Annotated in this window: 17 protein-coding genes; 3 read left to right on the top strand and 14 right to left on the bottom strand. The window is 59.5% G+C overall.

What is annotated here, in order from left to right:
* Positions 1-144: 144 nt before the first annotated feature.
* The 6 genes from BLU81_RS08040 to BLU81_RS08025 form a co-directional block, all read right to left on the bottom strand.
* Complete coding sequence (locus tag BLU81_RS08040; protein WP_157751399.1) at positions 145-789, bottom strand: peptidoglycan-binding domain-containing protein; 645 nt, start codon at positions 787-789, stop codon at positions 145-147.
* 1,155 nt (positions 790-1,944) lie between these two features.
* Complete coding sequence (locus BLU81_RS51440; RefSeq protein WP_269461001.1) at positions 1,945-2,082, bottom strand: hypothetical protein; 138 nt, start codon at positions 2,080-2,082, stop codon at positions 1,945-1,947.
* Between the two features lie 57 nt (positions 2,083-2,139).
* Positions 2,140-2,313: a hypothetical protein gene (locus BLU81_RS50365; protein ID WP_231954919.1), complete on the bottom strand. Its 174-nt coding sequence runs from the start codon at positions 2,311-2,313 to the stop codon at positions 2,140-2,142.
* A 66-nt stretch (positions 2,314-2,379) separates the two neighbouring features.
* On the bottom strand, positions 2,380-2,724 hold the full coding sequence (locus BLU81_RS08030; RefSeq protein ID WP_157751398.1) for a hypothetical protein: 345 nt from the start codon (positions 2,722-2,724) through the stop codon (positions 2,380-2,382).
* A 58-nt stretch (positions 2,725-2,782) separates the two neighbouring features.
* On the bottom strand, positions 2,783-3,871 hold the full coding sequence (locus tag BLU81_RS47730; protein WP_157751397.1) for a hypothetical protein: 1,089 nt from the start codon (positions 3,869-3,871) through the stop codon (positions 2,783-2,785).
* Between the two features lie 185 nt (positions 3,872-4,056).
* Positions 4,057-4,899, bottom strand: coding sequence for a transposase family protein (locus BLU81_RS08025; protein WP_172890509.1), 843 nt, complete (start codon positions 4,897-4,899; stop codon positions 4,057-4,059).
* A gap of 1,092 nt (positions 4,900-5,991) precedes the next feature.
* Here BLU81_RS08025 and BLU81_RS08020 point away from each other — a divergent pair.
* Together BLU81_RS08020 and BLU81_RS08015 are read left to right on the top strand one after the other, a co-directional pair.
* Entirely contained in the window at positions 5,992-6,816 is an 825-nt protein-coding gene (locus BLU81_RS08020) for an IS5 family transposase (protein ID WP_092556768.1), read from the top strand.
* A gap of 7 nt (positions 6,817-6,823) precedes the next feature.
* Positions 6,824-7,231: a hypothetical protein gene (locus BLU81_RS08015; protein WP_092543021.1), complete on the top strand. Its 408-nt coding sequence runs from the start codon at positions 6,824-6,826 to the stop codon at positions 7,229-7,231.
* Between the two features lie 302 nt (positions 7,232-7,533).
* Here the strand turns inward: BLU81_RS08015 and BLU81_RS47720 are convergent, their stop codons facing one another.
* Entirely contained in the window at positions 7,534-8,172 is a 639-nt protein-coding gene (locus BLU81_RS47720) for a hypothetical protein (RefSeq protein WP_157751396.1), read from the bottom strand.
* The gene (locus BLU81_RS08010; RefSeq protein WP_092543019.1) at positions 8,169-8,636 is read right to left on the bottom strand and encodes a hypothetical protein; all 468 of its coding nucleotides are present in this window, start codon (positions 8,634-8,636) and stop codon (positions 8,169-8,171) included. Before BLU81_RS08010 ends, BLU81_RS47720 begins: the two co-directional genes overlap by 4 nt.
* Positions 8,637-8,760: 124 nt before the next feature.
* On the opposite strand from BLU81_RS08010, the gene BLU81_RS08005 reads away from it, so the two are divergent.
* The gene (locus BLU81_RS08005; protein WP_231954745.1) at positions 8,761-9,732 is read left to right on the top strand and encodes an IS30 family transposase; all 972 of its coding nucleotides are present in this window, start codon (positions 8,761-8,763) and stop codon (positions 9,730-9,732) included.
* A 1,076-nt stretch (positions 9,733-10,808) separates the two neighbouring features.
* On the opposite strand, the gene BLU81_RS08000 is transcribed toward BLU81_RS08005, so the two are convergent.
* The 6 genes from BLU81_RS08000 to BLU81_RS47710 form a co-directional block, all read right to left on the bottom strand.
* Positions 10,809-11,780, bottom strand: coding sequence for an IS30 family transposase (locus BLU81_RS08000; protein ID WP_231954745.1), 972 nt, complete (start codon positions 11,778-11,780; stop codon positions 10,809-10,811).
* Positions 11,781-11,821: 41 nt separating this feature from the next.
* On the bottom strand, positions 11,822-12,124 hold the full coding sequence (locus BLU81_RS47715; RefSeq protein ID WP_157751394.1) for a hypothetical protein: 303 nt from the start codon (positions 12,122-12,124) through the stop codon (positions 11,822-11,824).
* Between the two features lie 390 nt (positions 12,125-12,514).
* On the bottom strand, positions 12,515-12,763 hold the full coding sequence (locus tag BLU81_RS07995) for a hypothetical protein (protein ID WP_092543015.1): 249 nt from the start codon (positions 12,761-12,763) through the stop codon (positions 12,515-12,517).
* 393 nt (positions 12,764-13,156) lie between these two features.
* The gene (locus tag BLU81_RS07990; protein ID WP_157751393.1) at positions 13,157-13,567 is read right to left on the bottom strand and encodes a hypothetical protein; all 411 of its coding nucleotides are present in this window, start codon (positions 13,565-13,567) and stop codon (positions 13,157-13,159) included.
* Positions 13,567-13,932, bottom strand: coding sequence for a hypothetical protein (locus BLU81_RS07985; RefSeq protein WP_092543011.1), 366 nt, complete (start codon positions 13,930-13,932; stop codon positions 13,567-13,569). Before BLU81_RS07985 ends, BLU81_RS07990 begins: the two co-directional genes overlap by 1 nt.
* Positions 13,932-14,234 (bottom strand): hypothetical protein, encoded by a 303-nt coding sequence (locus BLU81_RS47710; RefSeq protein WP_157751392.1) that lies wholly within the window; start codon positions 14,232-14,234, stop codon positions 13,932-13,934. The genes BLU81_RS07985 and BLU81_RS47710 overlap by 1 nt, the downstream gene beginning before the upstream one ends.
* Positions 14,235-14,261 lie beyond the last annotated feature (27 nt).

Raw genomic sequence — 14,261 nt, 5'->3', positions numbered from 1 at the left:
CAGCAGGAATGGCAAAGGACCCCCACCAACCGGTGGGGGTCCTTCTTTGTGGTGTGCGCTTCAGGTGCTCGATCCTCGCACATCGGTCCGTGACCACGAATCGGACGAAAAGGGACGGCATACTATGCCGAGCATCTAACTTTGTCAGAGTTTGATTCCGTGCTTCGCGAGCGCTGCTCTCGTGATGCCGCCGACGACACCATCGACCTTCAGTCCAGAGCGTTTCTGGAACTGGGCTACAGCTTTTTCCGTGCGCAAACCGTACTGCCCATCGACTTCGAGGTCACCGGAGTACAGCGGAAAGACTTTGCGCAAACCACGCTGAAGAGCTTTCACTCGTTCGCCCGTGTCGCCTCGACTGAGCTCACCAGTAGCAGGCTTCGGCTGAGCATTCACCACACCGTCAAGGTTGCCCTTGTAGGTGATGTCTTCTCTGGACTGCTTAGACTGCAAATGAGCGTGATGGTCATGGGGGTTTTTGCCGCTAGACCAGTCGCCGTACCAACGCCATTCACCAGGTTCGTCGATGTCGACGTTATGAATGTGCTTGTTGTAGATGACGAGTTGAGCCTGTGGCTGCTTCAAGAATTCGGCTATGACCTTACGAACCTCTGCGTCTTCAGCAGCAGAACCAGTGTCGTTAGAGGAGCCGAGGAGGTTACAGTCCATGTCCCAAGCGTCGATCGTGCCGTCACCATCTGGGTTGTGTTCCGAAACCCGAGACTTATGTGCCTGGTCACCCAGGGTTCCGTCCGAAGTCTTCTTGCGGTTCGGGTACTTCTTGTTCACCTTCTCTCGGAACGTTCGAAGGAAATTGTTCAGTGCTGGCATAAACCTTTTTACCTCCTGATCAGCTTACGAAGTAGAGAGACGCAGGGCAGGACCCGACACCCGAGACGAGCCCCGGCGATGCCGGATTTGACACCAGAGTGACCTGACCCGATTTCGTGGCACACGTAGCAGGAATAAAAGTCGACGAATTCACGTGCCCAGCCCACGCAGGAGTGCCAACTGCCGAAACGACACTAGCTGCGCCACCGATTGCAAGCCAGGCAATGAAATTCCATCCTGCCGGGACTGTTACGGGGGTACCTCCCAGAGTGGACTGCCTAAATCCAGCTACAGAGTCGTCAAGGTTTCCCGAACCCAACAGAGCACCCGGCATCGATGCGTTAGTAGTGCTGCACGAGAACACCCCCGCATACAACGCCGACCCCCCAAAGTTTGATTGGAGCTGAAGTCCAACCGTCGAGATCCGGCACGGAGTCGGATTCCAGACTGGAACGTAATACGCAGTACCGGCGGCGAGGCTCATGTTCGCACCCTGAGCTAAACCGCTCAATATCTGATTTGACTGCCAGTTGGAGCCGTAAACCCCAAGGGAAGGGATGTATTGGGTGGGTGCAGGATTGGCTTTGTTAACGACCTTCCAACCGGTAGCCGTAGATCCCGACCACATCAGAGTCACTGTTTGATCGCGACCGAACAGCCGGAGGTTCGCTTCTCCGTCGATGGTGTAGCTACTGGGGTCCGTGATCGTGATGTAATTGAGGTCAGATGTTGCTTTCTTGAATGCGACAGTCGCGCCAGCAGCCGGAGAGCCAGGAAGGTTGACCTGTCGCACTGACGTTGATGTATCGATGACGTACAGGTTGCCTGTTGTGGCGCTGACCGCAGAACTACCACTACCGATTACGGTGTAAGTCAGAGACCCACCAGCAGCTCCACCGTCACCAGTGACCAAACCGAGGTTCAGAGTCTGGTTGGGAGCAGTGCCAGTGACCGAAGCAGTAGGAGTTCCACCAGCAGAAATCTTTGTGACCGTCCCGATGGAAAGGGTGTTCGGCGAACCCTGTGGACCTGTGGCACCCGTACTTCCAGTGGCACCGGTGTTACCGGTATCGCCCTTGACACCCTGAATGCCTTGAGGTCCGGTCGCTCCCGTCAAACCCTGAGGACCCGTGGCACCCGTTGCGCCAGCAGGACCGGGCACAGTCGAATCAGCACCAGCAGGTCCCGTGGGACCAGCAGGACCGGTAGCACCAGCAGGTCCAATTGGTCCAGGAACAGTAGAAGCTGCACCGGTAGGCCCAGCCGGACCGGTTGCGCCTGTACTCCCAGCAGGACCGGTAGGACCGGTTAGCCCTGTCGGTCCCTGAGAGCCTGTCGGACCTGTAACACCAGCAACGCCTTGCGGACCAACAGGACCAGCAGGACCCATCGGACCCGCAACGGTAGATGCCGCGCCAGTAGGACCCGGAGGTCCCGCAACGCCAGCAGGTCCAGCCGGACCAGGGACAGTAGACGCCGCACCGGGATCTCCCTTCTCACCCCGAGGACCGGGGGTACCTTCCAGAATCTCTACAATCTCGATCTCACTCATTTTCCAAAACCTCCATAGGGCGACACTCGGATTGGTCCTTCGATATAGCGGCTCACACGGTCAACGACGATCTTGTCAACGACGTAGTACAAAGCTCGGTGGTCGGACCACGTCTGAGTTTCGGTGGCAGGGATCTCCACAGACCAGAGGTCGCCTGTGCACACCAGCGGATACGACATCACCAGACTCTTCGAAGCGTCGCGGATGCGGAACAGAACAGAGTCGATGTCTTCATCGGTGAGGTAGACCTTCTCACCGTCCACCATCACAGCGAATCGGTAGTTCTTGATGAGCGTCGTACCGGCCGGTAGGTCGATAGGTTTGCGTTCACGGACTTTCATGGATGCCACTTCCTTTCTTAGAAACCACCCTTAGAGTATTGCTCTTTGTGTTTGGTTCTTAGTCTGAGTAGATCTTGCTCTTCAATGGCACTTCGTCGTACACCAAATCCACCTGAGCAGTGAACCGATCCGGAGTGAACGTGTACTGCAGACGGACAGTTTTGCCAGGAGGCAGATTCGGCATAGGAAGCCGTTGACACCCTTGGGTATCCAAGACCCTCAGGTCGTTGTCTAGCCAGTCACCGCTAGCAGTCTGGACCTGAGACCCTTCATCGAGACGTAGCGTTTCGTCTCCAGCTTCTACGTCGACAGTGATCCGGCTGTAGTACGAGGCACCTAGACCGTTGACGACACCCGGAGGTAAGGCCTCTTGAGGATCGACGATCAGGATGCGTCGGTTACGCCAATCGATGCGCACCGCAGAACCCGTAGCGATGCTGTAGTCATTACACATGTCCAAAACAGACCTACAGGTCTCAGGTTCGGCAGGAGTGGTAGGACGAGGGACATCTACATCCCGAGGGTCTTCACCAATCGGTGTGTCTTTAGGAGTACCGTCGTCGTCCTCAGTGCCGGGTGCTGGAGCATCAGGAAACCCGGACGGATTGACCGTGATCCGAAACGACTGGTGGGTACCGCTGCCGGGCTGCCCTGGGGTGTCGGCTTCAGCACTCGGAGGAGCCACCTCGAAGTAGTACAAACGACCGTCGATCGTCGGGAAATTGACTGTGATGGTGGGACTGTTCGGAGGAATCGGAAGAGTGGTCGAGCCAAATCCCATCGACTGCGGTGACCGAGTTCCAGGCGGGTAGTTGGCTTTGCTGTAGATGGCGATCAGAGCGCCACGCTGCGGGTTGGCGAACGCCTCGACAACGAACGTATGAGTGAGACCGTCCCCGATGAAAGCGAAGGCTGCGAACGGATAGACGCCGTTGGTTTCGAACGAAGTCGTGCCAGGATTACCGCCAGCCGGAGGACCCATCCATCGACTATCATCGGGGTAGTTGTTGCCGTTGGTGAGGGCTTCGAATCGACGATGGTTGACGACGTTGACGTTGCTGACTTCCAGCTCGTATTTGTATCGGGTGACATCGATTACGGTAGCTGAGCTCCAGAACAGAGATGGCTCTATAGCTGTGAAGGTCATTCGTTCACTACTTCAACGGAAACGTCTGTCCACGCAGACCATGTGGCAGCAAGAGGGATCAGCCCCAGAACCGAAGCGACGACATCCTTGGTGCGGACCTGGAGTCGACTGCCGGCTACCTGACCGCTGGGAGCGAGTGTGTTGACGATCCTGAATTCAATGTGGTTAGACATAGTGAACTGATCTCAGCAAGATCCGGTTAGGTATTTGTATTCGAAATGGGTCAGGTGCAGCGCGGCGGCGACGACATCGCCGGTGCGGCGTGGGCTTATCGTGGTGCGGCGCAGGGCTTTCCAGCGTCCGACGAGGATCGCGAAGCCGCGTTCGCCCTGCCAGCGCAGACCGCGTAGGAGCCGGTTGTAGGCGCGGTTGTCGACGGCGAGGGGTTTACCGTCGGCCGGTTGCTTGATTGGGGTTTTGATGCCCTGACCAGTGCTTTCGTAGCCGGAGTCGGCCAAGGCCGGCAGGTCGAGTTCGGCGGCGGACCAGTTCAGGGCGGCGGTGACGCCGAGGTCGCGGGCGCAGCTGGTGTCGTGCAGATGCCCCGGCATCGCCGCCGATGTCCAGATCGGCAGTCCGTCCGGGCGCATGATCGCCTGAATGTTCGCGCCGAAGTCGCGGTGCTTTCCGGAGAACCAGGCGTCGATCGTCTTTCCCTTGACCGACAGGGTGGTCTCGGTCAGCCGGTCGCAGTCGAACAGTTTGCCGTCGAGGATGACGTACGACCAGCCGTCGGCGGCGACCCGCTTCAGAGCGGTGTGCAGGTCCTGTGCCTGGGCGGCGAGCACCGCGATGCCCTCGTCGCGGTAGCGGTACGCGGTCGCCCGGGAGACCCCGAAACCGGCGCCCAGCAGTGTCAGGTCTTCCTGCTTACGGAACCAGACGAGTACGAGTAACGCCTGGTAGAAGCAGGTCAGCGCACGTGTCTTCTTCCGCGTGCCACGGGCGCGGCGCTCGGCATGGAGCAACCGCGCCACGTACTGCACCAGTTCCCTCGGGACGTCGACCATGGCACGATAAGCCAGCACGTGGAGCCCTCTCGAAGACGTGGATCTGTCGCAAGACCTGTCTATCGATGGCTCCACGTCTTTTTCGAGGACCGTCCGAAACTACCTATTCACCCGTGTCATCCCGAATCGGCTTCAATTCCTTGCTGAGATCAGTTCAGTTACCCCTCAGAGAATCTGGTCGATAGAAACGGACTGGACCTGACCGGTAGTCGTTGCAGCAGAGACGTTCACCAGGACATCCAGAGTCACTGACGCAGTCGTGTTGACAGTGATTGTTCCGGCTGTGTTGCTTGCCATCGGCATCAAGTTGTTGACCTGAACCGCGCCGTTAGCGATCACTGACCCACTAGATCCGGCGCTTCGGAACACCACACGGAAGCGTGCCTCTCCGCCACGACCTGGGGAGGCAACAGGGGTAGTGCCTAGAGCGATGGTTGCAGTCGTCACTTGAATGGCGTTGGACCGGATCGTTAGCACCAGGTTGGATGCCGCCGTGGTGTTGATCAGAGACGAGAACAGAACGACGACATCGAAGGTGGAGCCAGCAACCAGTTTGTTCGCCGGAATCGTCAGGGTGCCAGCAGTAGCGGCAGTGGTTGTCAGAGCCTGAGCGGCAGTCGACTGGAATCGTGTAGTGGCAGGGACCGTGATCGTGCCTAGACCGATGTCAGCAGGGGCGATCGTGACGTTGCCGGTCTGACCCTGGACACTCTGAACAGGAGCAGCAGCACTGGCCTCAGCAACCGTCGTGAAGAACGCGTCATAGTCAGCCTGTTGAGGAACGATGTTCCCGGTACGACCGTTGAAGTTCTGAACTGGTGCGGCAGCAGCAGCTTGAGCAGTCGTTGTGTAGATGCCCGCATAATCACCGAGGACACCAACGACAGCACCTGTCCGCCCGTGGACCGAAGCGACAGGTGAAGGTGTGCCTGCCGGTCCCTGTGGTCCGACGTTCCCCTGAGAGGGCGGTCACGGACTGTTTAGGTTGATCTATGCGTTGGGTCCGTTTGGAGATCGTTCTGCGGGTACGCGGTAGATAGTGATCACTCGATGGCGTGATAGATGAACATCGGTCACGTCAGGCCGGTCGGCTGCACGGTTGGGCTGGTCATGAACGTGCGTAAGCCGTACCCCAGTGACGTCACCGATGAACAGTGGGCGCTGATCGGCCCGTTCCTGGACGCCTGGAGAGCCAAACGGGTCTCGGTCGCGGGACGCGTGGGCGACCAGGATCTCCGAGAGATCGTGAACGCGATCCTGTATCAGAACCGGACCGGCTGCCAGTGGGCGTACCTGCCGCACGATCTGCCCCAGAAGCCGGTGACCTACTACTACTTCGGGTTGTGGCGTGATGACGGCACCGATGCCGCGATTCATGACCTGCTGCGCTGTCAGGCCCGCGAGAAGGCCGGCCGTGCCGAGGACCCGACCGCGGTCATCCTGGACACCCAGTCGATCCGGGCCGCGAACCACGTCCCCGCCGCGACCACCGGCAAAGACGCCGGCAAGAAGGTTCCCGGCCGCAAACGCGGCCTGGCCGTGGACGCTCTCGGCCTGATCATCGCGGTGATCGTGACCGCCGCGTCCGTGACCGACAACGCGATCGGGATCCGGCTGCTGGACAAGGTCGCCGAACACACGCCGACGGTGACCCGTGCCTTCGTCGACGCCGGGTTCAAACAGGACTTCGCCCTGCACGGTGCCGTGCTGGGCATCGACGTGGAGGTCGTGAAACGCTCCGATGTCCGGCCCGGGTTCGTGCCGGTGAAGAAGCGATGGCTGGTCGAGCAGGTCAACGGCACCCTGATGCTGCACCGGCGGCTGACCCGCGAATACGAGAGCCGGCCCGAATCGAGCGTGTCACGCACGCTCTGGGCCTCCACGGCCAACATCGTGCGTCGGCTGACGAACGCCGTCACGCCGACCTGGCGGTGAATCCGCCGTGTACCTGACCGCGATCCTCGACCTGATCGCCGAGCGAGAGACCACCGCTGGTCACGCCGCCGACCAGCTCCGCGAGCAGATCACCGCACTCACCGCCGAACTCGCCCGCCTTGACAGCGAGCTGGCCGATCTGGCGACTACCCGCACGACCCTGCGCGACCTTGCCGCCGAGCAGTTCACCGACGACGACCCGACGATCGCCAGCGCCCCTTACCAACAGATTCTCGCCGCTCTCGCGGCGAACCCGGCCGGGATGCGCGCCAAGGACGTCTGCCTCGCCGTCGGCGTCGACCCCGCGCCGAAACACGTCGAAGGCGCGCGGGCACGACTCAAACGCATGGTCAGCCGCGGAATCCTGATCGAGAACGAACCCGGAATATTCACTCTCATCCCGAAACGGACCTAATCTTTCTTACCGCCCTCTGAGGACCCTGAATGCCCTGTGGACCCTGGATGCCCTGAGCACCATCGGCGACAACGAAGTCGAAGGTTCCACCCGAGTCACGGGTGATGCGGTACGTCTTGTTAAGACCGGCAGTGTTGATCAGAGCGACCGACGTAATCCCATCACCAAGGGTCTTCAAAACTCCAGCCTGATCCTTAGACTGAAGCAGTCCATCACTGTCGACGAACACCGCGACCTTATCCATGGGAGCCGATGCGACTCCGGAAGCTGGACGTTTGACGAAGATAATCAATGGGTGCCTCTCAATCAATCTCGTTGAGGTATCCAGAACCGACGAACTCGATGACACCATTCGATGTTTCGAATACGACAGGTTCACGGATCAATGTTTGGGTCTGGAGCTTGCGGTTTGAAGAGACCGTCGTGGGTTGCTGGACAGCCACAGTCCAGCCGAGGGTTTCTACGCGTTTCAATCGTTCAATGGCACGCTCTTCAGGCAGACTGCCAACCCAGCAATACTCCTCAGTCAATGCCAGAACCGAATCGCTAATGAGTGTTGCAGTGAAATCCCAGACGAACACTCCAGGGCGGTCTAAACGTCCACTGACACTCGTCTGTGAAACGATCCCATCGAAGAGCGTCCTATTGTCGTATCGGCAACGGACTTCGTCCCCTACCTTCAGCGGTCGGTAGAGCTGTGAGTGCAATCTGGAGAACGACACCGTAGCCAAACCAGGTTGAAGGATCGGAACTGATCGAGGGTTGGTCTGCTCGTCGGCAGGCAACTCAGGATCTTCCAGGACCGCAGTAGTCGAATACGCAAATTTGGTGTTCGTGAACTGGGAAAATGCGAGCTGAATCCAGGTGGCCTCATCTGGATACCAGCGCTCAACTATCAAGTGGATACCTGAAGGATCGGGATCGTAAATGTCAACCATCATCGACCCCGGTATTTGTTGAAGCTGTTGAGAGCGTCCTGGACCGCAGCGCCTACGTCCTGCTTCGTCATATAGGCGCCATTGACATTGATGACGACACCCTGATTGATCTTCCGATCGCTGGTGACATCCCTAGTCGCAAGCTCGGTAGACAGCGGAGGAATCTTCGAAGAGGACTTGAAACTGTCGCCGAAGAACGGAACCGTCTTGCCGATCTCATCGAGGTAAGACAGGAAACCGTTGAACTTAGTGATGAGGTAGTTGATCGCTTCTACACCAGACACCTTTAGGGAGGTCCAGTACCCAGGAAGCGACACAGTGAAGAACTTCGCCAGCGGCTCGTCGATGTACTTCGTGATCGCTTGACCCAGAGGTCCGACAGTGCCGTCTCCGGTGAACGTCTTCAGGGCCTCAGTCCAAAAAGACGTGCTGAACACATTCCAGTCCCTCTCGGAAACGAGGTTCATCGACTCAAGGAACTTGCCAGCACCGTAGTAGATGGCGACGGTTCCACCAGCAGTCGGCGAGTTCAGTCAGTCGTAGCATTTGATCTTGATGGGTCGGTGGGACAGGATGCCCGCCGTGCGCAACATGTTGACCCTGGTCGATCGTGAAGAGATCTCCCGTGGCTTGGCCGAGGGCCTGGAATTCAAGGAGATTGCCCGGCTGATCAGCCGGAACCCGTCGGTGGTCTCACGGGACGTGGCCCGCCACGGCGGCCGGGCGGAGTACCGGGCCGTGACTGCGGACCAGTTGGCGCTGACCGGTCGGTTGCGGCCGAAGGCGTACGCGGTCGACCGGTCACCACGGCTGCGGACGGTGGTCACGCAGCTGCTCAAGGGCGGCTGGTCGCCGGCGTCGATCGCGGGCCGGTTGCCGCGCGACTACCGCGACGATCAGGCTGTACGGGTGTCACACGAAGCGATCTACCAGTGGGTCTACGCCCAGCCGGTGTCCGCCCTGGCTCGGGAACTGCTGAAGCTGCGCACCGGCCGGACCGCCCGCCGTTCGGGCCCCCGCCCGGCCCCGGCCCCGCGGATCCGTGAGCCCCGCTACCTCGACGAACGCCCCGCCGAGGTCGAGGACCGGCAGGTGCCCGGCCACTGGGAAGGCGACCTCGTGATCGGCAAGGCCGGCAGGTCCGCAGTCGCGACCCTGGTCGAGCGGACCTCCCGGATGCTGGTCCTGGTCCCGTTGACCGGACGCGACGCGCTGACCGTCGGCGACGCGGTGATCGCCGCCGCCGGAACGCTGCCGCCACAGATCGCCCGCTCGCTGACCTGGGACTGCGGCTCCGAGATGGCCGGACACGCACGGATCACCGCCGCCGGGCTGCCGGTCTACTTCGCCCGCCCGCACTCACCATGGCAGCGCGGCAGCAACGAGAACGCGAACCGCATCCTGCGCGAGTACTTCCCGAAAGGCGTCCCGATCACATCAGATCCGAAATACCTGGCAATGGTGGCTTCCGAAATCAATGACCGACCCCGTAAGATCCACAATTGGAAGAAGCCCTCCGAGATATTCGCCGAACTCGTAGAGGAAAATGCTTCGACTGCCTGAATCTGCCGTCTTCAGGGTGTCGAGAATTCGTCTGCCCCTACCGGCACCACCACCAGGGACGACATCACTGGAGCCGCCAGAGGGGTTGACCACGAAGACGTACCACGGTTTGGCAGGGCTTTCCCCACGCTTGCCGAAACGATCGAAGATCTGACCGAGAGGACCACCGAAAAGTTTGTCACCGAGGCCTGCGAGAGCGCTCAAGCCCTTCACCGCACCGATGGCGACGAACAGAGCCGTCAACGTAGCGACCTCACTGCCACCGCCGAATTTGGTCAACGGCTTGATCAGCTTGTCAGTGATTGCGTCCAGTCCAGAACCCACGAACTCAGCGATACCGACCAGCACCTGACTGAGCAACGGCAGCGACGGAGACAGTGAGGCACCAAATCTGCTGATCGAATCAAACAGCGAGACAGCCTGTGGCAGCAGGATACGAATCGACGACAGGATGTCCGGTAACTGCGCCTTGAGGTCCCTGGTGAAGATCCGAGCCAGATCGTTGATGGTGGTCTTCAGTAGACGGATGTCTTCCTGAGCACCAGCGGTCTTGAAGAACTTGTCGAGGGACTTAGCAGCCTCATCGATGACATTAAGGAACGTCGTATTGATGTCGTCACCGAAGATCGAGCTGAACACCGAGCCCAGCTTTTTGCCGATACTGAGCACCAGCTTGAAGTCACTGTAGAGATCCTTCGCTGCCTGGATACCGTCCTCGATAGCCTTACGGACGTTCACCTTTGCGAGACGGTCACTGATGTTCTGAAGCAAGTCCCCTACGGCGGTACCGATACGGGGCAGGAAGTCGGCACCGATCCCGGTGATGCGCCGCAGTTGCCGGAACAGGCTGAAGGCACCATCGGAAGAGTTCTGAAGAGCGACAGCGGTGTTGGTGAAGACCTTCTCCAGAACGGACAGAGAACGACTGTCAGCCAGGAACTCCAGGAAGCGACCACCGAAGTTGCCGAGAGTCCCAGCTATCTTCGTAAGTCCACGGTCCAGGGTTGGCAGCAGCCGGCTAGCTGCACTCTCCAGTCTGCGACTGAAAGGCTCCACCAAAGCAGCAGAGGGCAGATTCAGGCAGTCGAAGCATTTTCCTCTACGAGTTCGGCGAATATCTCGGAGGGCTTCTTCCAATTGTGGATCTTACGGGGTCGGTCATTGATTTCGGAAGCCACCATTGCCAGGTATTTCGGATCTGATGTGATCGGGACGCCTTTCGGGAAGTACTCGCGCAGGATGCGGTTCGCGTTCTCGTTGCTGCCGCGCTGCCATGGTGAGTGCGGGCGGGCGAAGTAGACCGGCAGCCCGGCGGCGGTGATCCGTGCGTGTCCGGCCATCTCGGAGCCGCAGTCCCAGGTCAGCGAGCGGGCGATCTGTGGCGGCAGCGTTCCGGCGGCGGCGATCACCGCGTCGCCGACGGTCAGCGCGTCGCGTCCGGTCAACGGGACCAGGACCAGCATCCGGGAGGTCCGCTCGACCAGGGTCGCGACTGCGGACCTGCCGGCCTTGCCGATCACGAGGTCGCCTTCCCAGTGGCCGGGCACCTGCCGGTCCTCGACCTCGGCGGGGCGTTCGTCGAGGTAGCGGGGCTCACGGATCCGCGGGGCCGGGGCCGGGCGGGGGCCCGAACGGCGGGCGGTCCGGCCGGTGCGCAGCTTCAGCAGTTCCCGAGCCAGGGCGGACACCGGCTGGGCGTAGACCCACTGGTAGATCGCTTCGTGTGACACCCGTACAGCCTGATCGTCGCGGTAGTCGCGCGGCAACCGGCCCGCGATCGACGCCGGCGACCAGCCGCCCTTGAGCAGCTGCGTGACCACCGTCCGCAGCCGTGGTGACCGGTCGACCGCGTACGCCTTCGGCCGCAACCGACCGGTCAGCGCCAACTGGTCCGCAGTCACGGCCCGGTACTCCGCCCGGCCGCCGTGGCGGGCCACGTCCCGTGAGACCACCGACGGGTTCCGGCTGATCAGCCGGGCAATCTCCTTGAATTCCAGGCCCTCGGCCAAGCCACGGGAGATCTCTTCACGATCGACCAGGGTCAACATGTTGCGCACGGCGGGCATCCTGTCCCACCGACCCATCAAGATCAAATGCTACGACTGACTGAACTCGCCGAGACGTTCTCCCGAACCTTGACCAGAGCAGGTGACAGACGACGGACACGAACAGCTAGCCGCTGAATAGCCGGTGAGAGTCCTTCGATCTGCTTCGCGAAGTCCTCATTGCCTTTGGCAGTCAGAGGCAGGAAGGCAGCTTCAAGAGCATCACCCAGGCCCTTAGAACCGATGGCGATTGCACCGATGGTTGCCGCGATGCTGGCACCGATAGCAGGCACCAGGAACAGCAGTCCTGTGAGGTTCTTGAACTCGACACCGAGTCCAGCAATCACAGGAATAGCAGCACCGACACCTACTAGAGCGGTAGCAAGAGATCCGACCTTCGTAGTGACACTCAGGATGTTGCCACCGACGTTGCTGACGCTTCGACCGATCGATGTCAGACCTGACGTAACACCACTGAGGGTTCTGCCTACAGCCCTGCTCGAATCCCCTAGCCGGTCCAGAGATCGTGAGGTTCTAACGAAGTCCGCACGAGCCCTAGCACTGTTGCTGAGAATGCTGATTACAATCGACGATCCCGCCATGGTCACATCCTGTTCTTTTTGCTGTATGCCTCCAAGGCACAGTCGATTTCCGCAAAGGTCATAGATCGGTATTGATCAGGGGTGAAGCCAAAGGTGATGAACAACCCGAGGTGTCCCCACGGGTCGTTGCTGAGGTCACGCTTTTCCGCGAAAGGGGTCCTCATCCTCCGCCTTGAACAGAGCGTCAACCTCCGAGATCGAAAGCTTCATAACCTCTTCATAGGAACGTCCGCTGTGGCACATCAGGAGGGCATACACCATGAGGAGGTTGTCGAGTTCCTGGACCGGCTTACCGAACGTCTGCCGAATCGCGATGCTCTGGAAACCAGTCAGGGATTTGAAGGCTTCCTCAACGGTGAGGTCAAGGGCGGTGAAGGTAGACATTGGGTACCTCTTTCAGAATTGTCGTTCAAGGATTGTGTTGATCTCGCGTTCGAGAATCGGGAGTACATCAGGGCGGAGGACTGTCTCCGCACGCTGAAGGAATAGGTTTGGCTGGATCTCGCGGCGTGGCCAGCCGTAGTTGATCGGTCCGGCATATCGGAGCCTGGCACCACCAGCGCGGACTGTGGCTTTGTTCTTCGCCTTGCTGCCTCTGATGGATCGACGAAGGGCACCGGTACGGATGGGTGCGAACCGGCTAGCCAGCTCCACACCCAGATCCGCAATCCGACCAAAGGCAGCCTTGAGATCCTGAAGTTCTACACCGGATCGGATTAGACCGTTGACGGCTCTAGCAAGACCCTCGATCCGAACACCACCGGAATCTCTCATTGATCAGGGAGCAGCGATCAGAGTCTGAGTCGGCTTCGCCAGGAACGGCCACGTCATCTCCGATGTGAACAGAGCACTGCCGGACTTGTCGACATCCCCACCGAACACGGTGCCATCGGTAGCGGCCACGGTAACGGTGCCAGTGACACGGATCTTAGAACCATCCATGCGGTTGAAATCGACCGTGACGGTACGGGTTTCACCAGCGTTGTTGTACCCAACGAGCGACAGAGTGTCGCCCTGGGCGACAGTGATCACGAGGCTGTAGGACTTGCCATCCGAGGTGTCAGCGAACGACACGAAACCGGCGTCAGTGTCCTCGGAGCTGATAGCGACGGATGTGCATTCGTAGTTTTTCTCGACTGCACCAACAAGGATGCTGAGTCGGTTTGCGCGAAGACCATTGAGAGCCATTATTGAACCCCTTCCAAGTATGAGAGTGTGATGACGGCGCACGGAGTATCAGCGCCATTGATGTTGGCTAGTGCGTAGCTCGTACAGCCACGGAAACCGAAGAAGTGTTCGTCTGCGGCGAGTATGACCGCCTGGACCATGGCATCGAGTTCTTCGACGTTCTGTTTCATCGACCCGATACGGGTTATGGCTGTGACTTCGAAGTACAGGGTGTATCCGTTGCCGCTGGCCTCGATGAACTGACCGGCAGGCTGAGAGATCAGCAGAGCAGGAACCTGAACCCTTGCGTCTTCGCCATCGGTGACTGTGAGGCCCGTGGATTCCAAAGCTGCCTTGAGTCTGGCTCGGATCGATTGGATGTCCATCAGCCACAACCACCGATAGGCTTGTATTTGCGAAGCAAACTCTTGACGGTCGTGAACGGATCCTTGGGAGTGAATGCCATCGTGGAACCGTCAGGTGACCACTGAACCGAAGCGTTCGGACTGTTCCGGAGTTCGAAAAGACGAGCAGTGCCCATCAGTACAGCAAGCTCTTGAAGCTCCACAGGGCAAGATGTAACCGGTCCGAGGAAATCGGAGACCATCGTTACAGCAGTGTCGTAGCTGCTTTGGACATCCTCAACAGACGCGTTGACGTAGACCGCCGCGACAGAGACAGAGATCATTTAATCACCTCCAGGTGAAACCCGGTG

This window comes from Actinoplanes derwentensis (genome assembly GCF_900104725.1).
GTDB lineage: Bacteria > Actinomycetota > Actinomycetes > Mycobacteriales > Micromonosporaceae > Actinoplanes > Actinoplanes derwentensis.
This window is presented reverse-complemented; position numbering and strand designations above follow the sequence as displayed.

What these genes read in the sequence shown, in the direction of transcription:
- BLU81_RS08000 (WP_231954745.1), bottom strand. Translation starts at nt 11,780, where the DNA reads ATGTTGACCCTGGTCGATCGTGAAGAGATCTCCCGTGGCTTGGCCGAG.
- BLU81_RS08005 (WP_231954745.1), top strand. Translation starts at nt 8,761, where the DNA reads ATGTTGACCCTGGTCGATCGTGAAGAGATCTCCCGTGGCTTGGCCGAG.
- BLU81_RS47710 (WP_157751392.1), bottom strand. Translation starts at nt 14,234, where the DNA reads ATGATCTCTGTCTCTGTCGCGGCGGTCTACGTCAACGCGTCTGTTGAG.
- BLU81_RS47720 (WP_157751396.1), bottom strand. Translation starts at nt 8,172, where the DNA reads ATGATGGTTGACATTTACGATCCCGATCCTTCAGGTATCCACTTGATA.
- BLU81_RS07995 (WP_092543015.1), bottom strand. Translation starts at nt 12,763, where the DNA reads ATGTCTACCTTCACCGCCCTTGACCTCACCGTTGAGGAAGCCTTCAAA.
- BLU81_RS08030 (WP_157751398.1), bottom strand. Translation starts at nt 2,724, where the DNA reads ATGAAAGTCCGTGAACGCAAACCTATCGACCTACCGGCCGGTACGACG.
- BLU81_RS07985 (WP_092543011.1), bottom strand. Translation starts at nt 13,932, where the DNA reads ATGGACATCCAATCGATCCGAGCCAGACTCAAGGCAGCTTTGGAATCC.
- BLU81_RS08020 (WP_092556768.1), top strand. Translation starts at nt 5,992, where the DNA reads ATGAACGTGCGTAAGCCGTACCCCAGTGACGTCACCGATGAACAGTGG.
- BLU81_RS07990 (WP_157751393.1), bottom strand. Translation starts at nt 13,567, where the DNA reads ATGGCTCTCAATGGTCTTCGCGCAAACCGACTCAGCATCCTTGTTGGT.
- BLU81_RS08010 (WP_092543019.1), bottom strand. Translation starts at nt 8,636, where the DNA reads ATGAACCTCGTTTCCGAGAGGGACTGGAATGTGTTCAGCACGTCTTTT.
- BLU81_RS47730 (WP_157751397.1), bottom strand. Translation starts at nt 3,871, where the DNA reads ATGACCTTCACAGCTATAGAGCCATCTCTGTTCTGGAGCTCAGCTACC.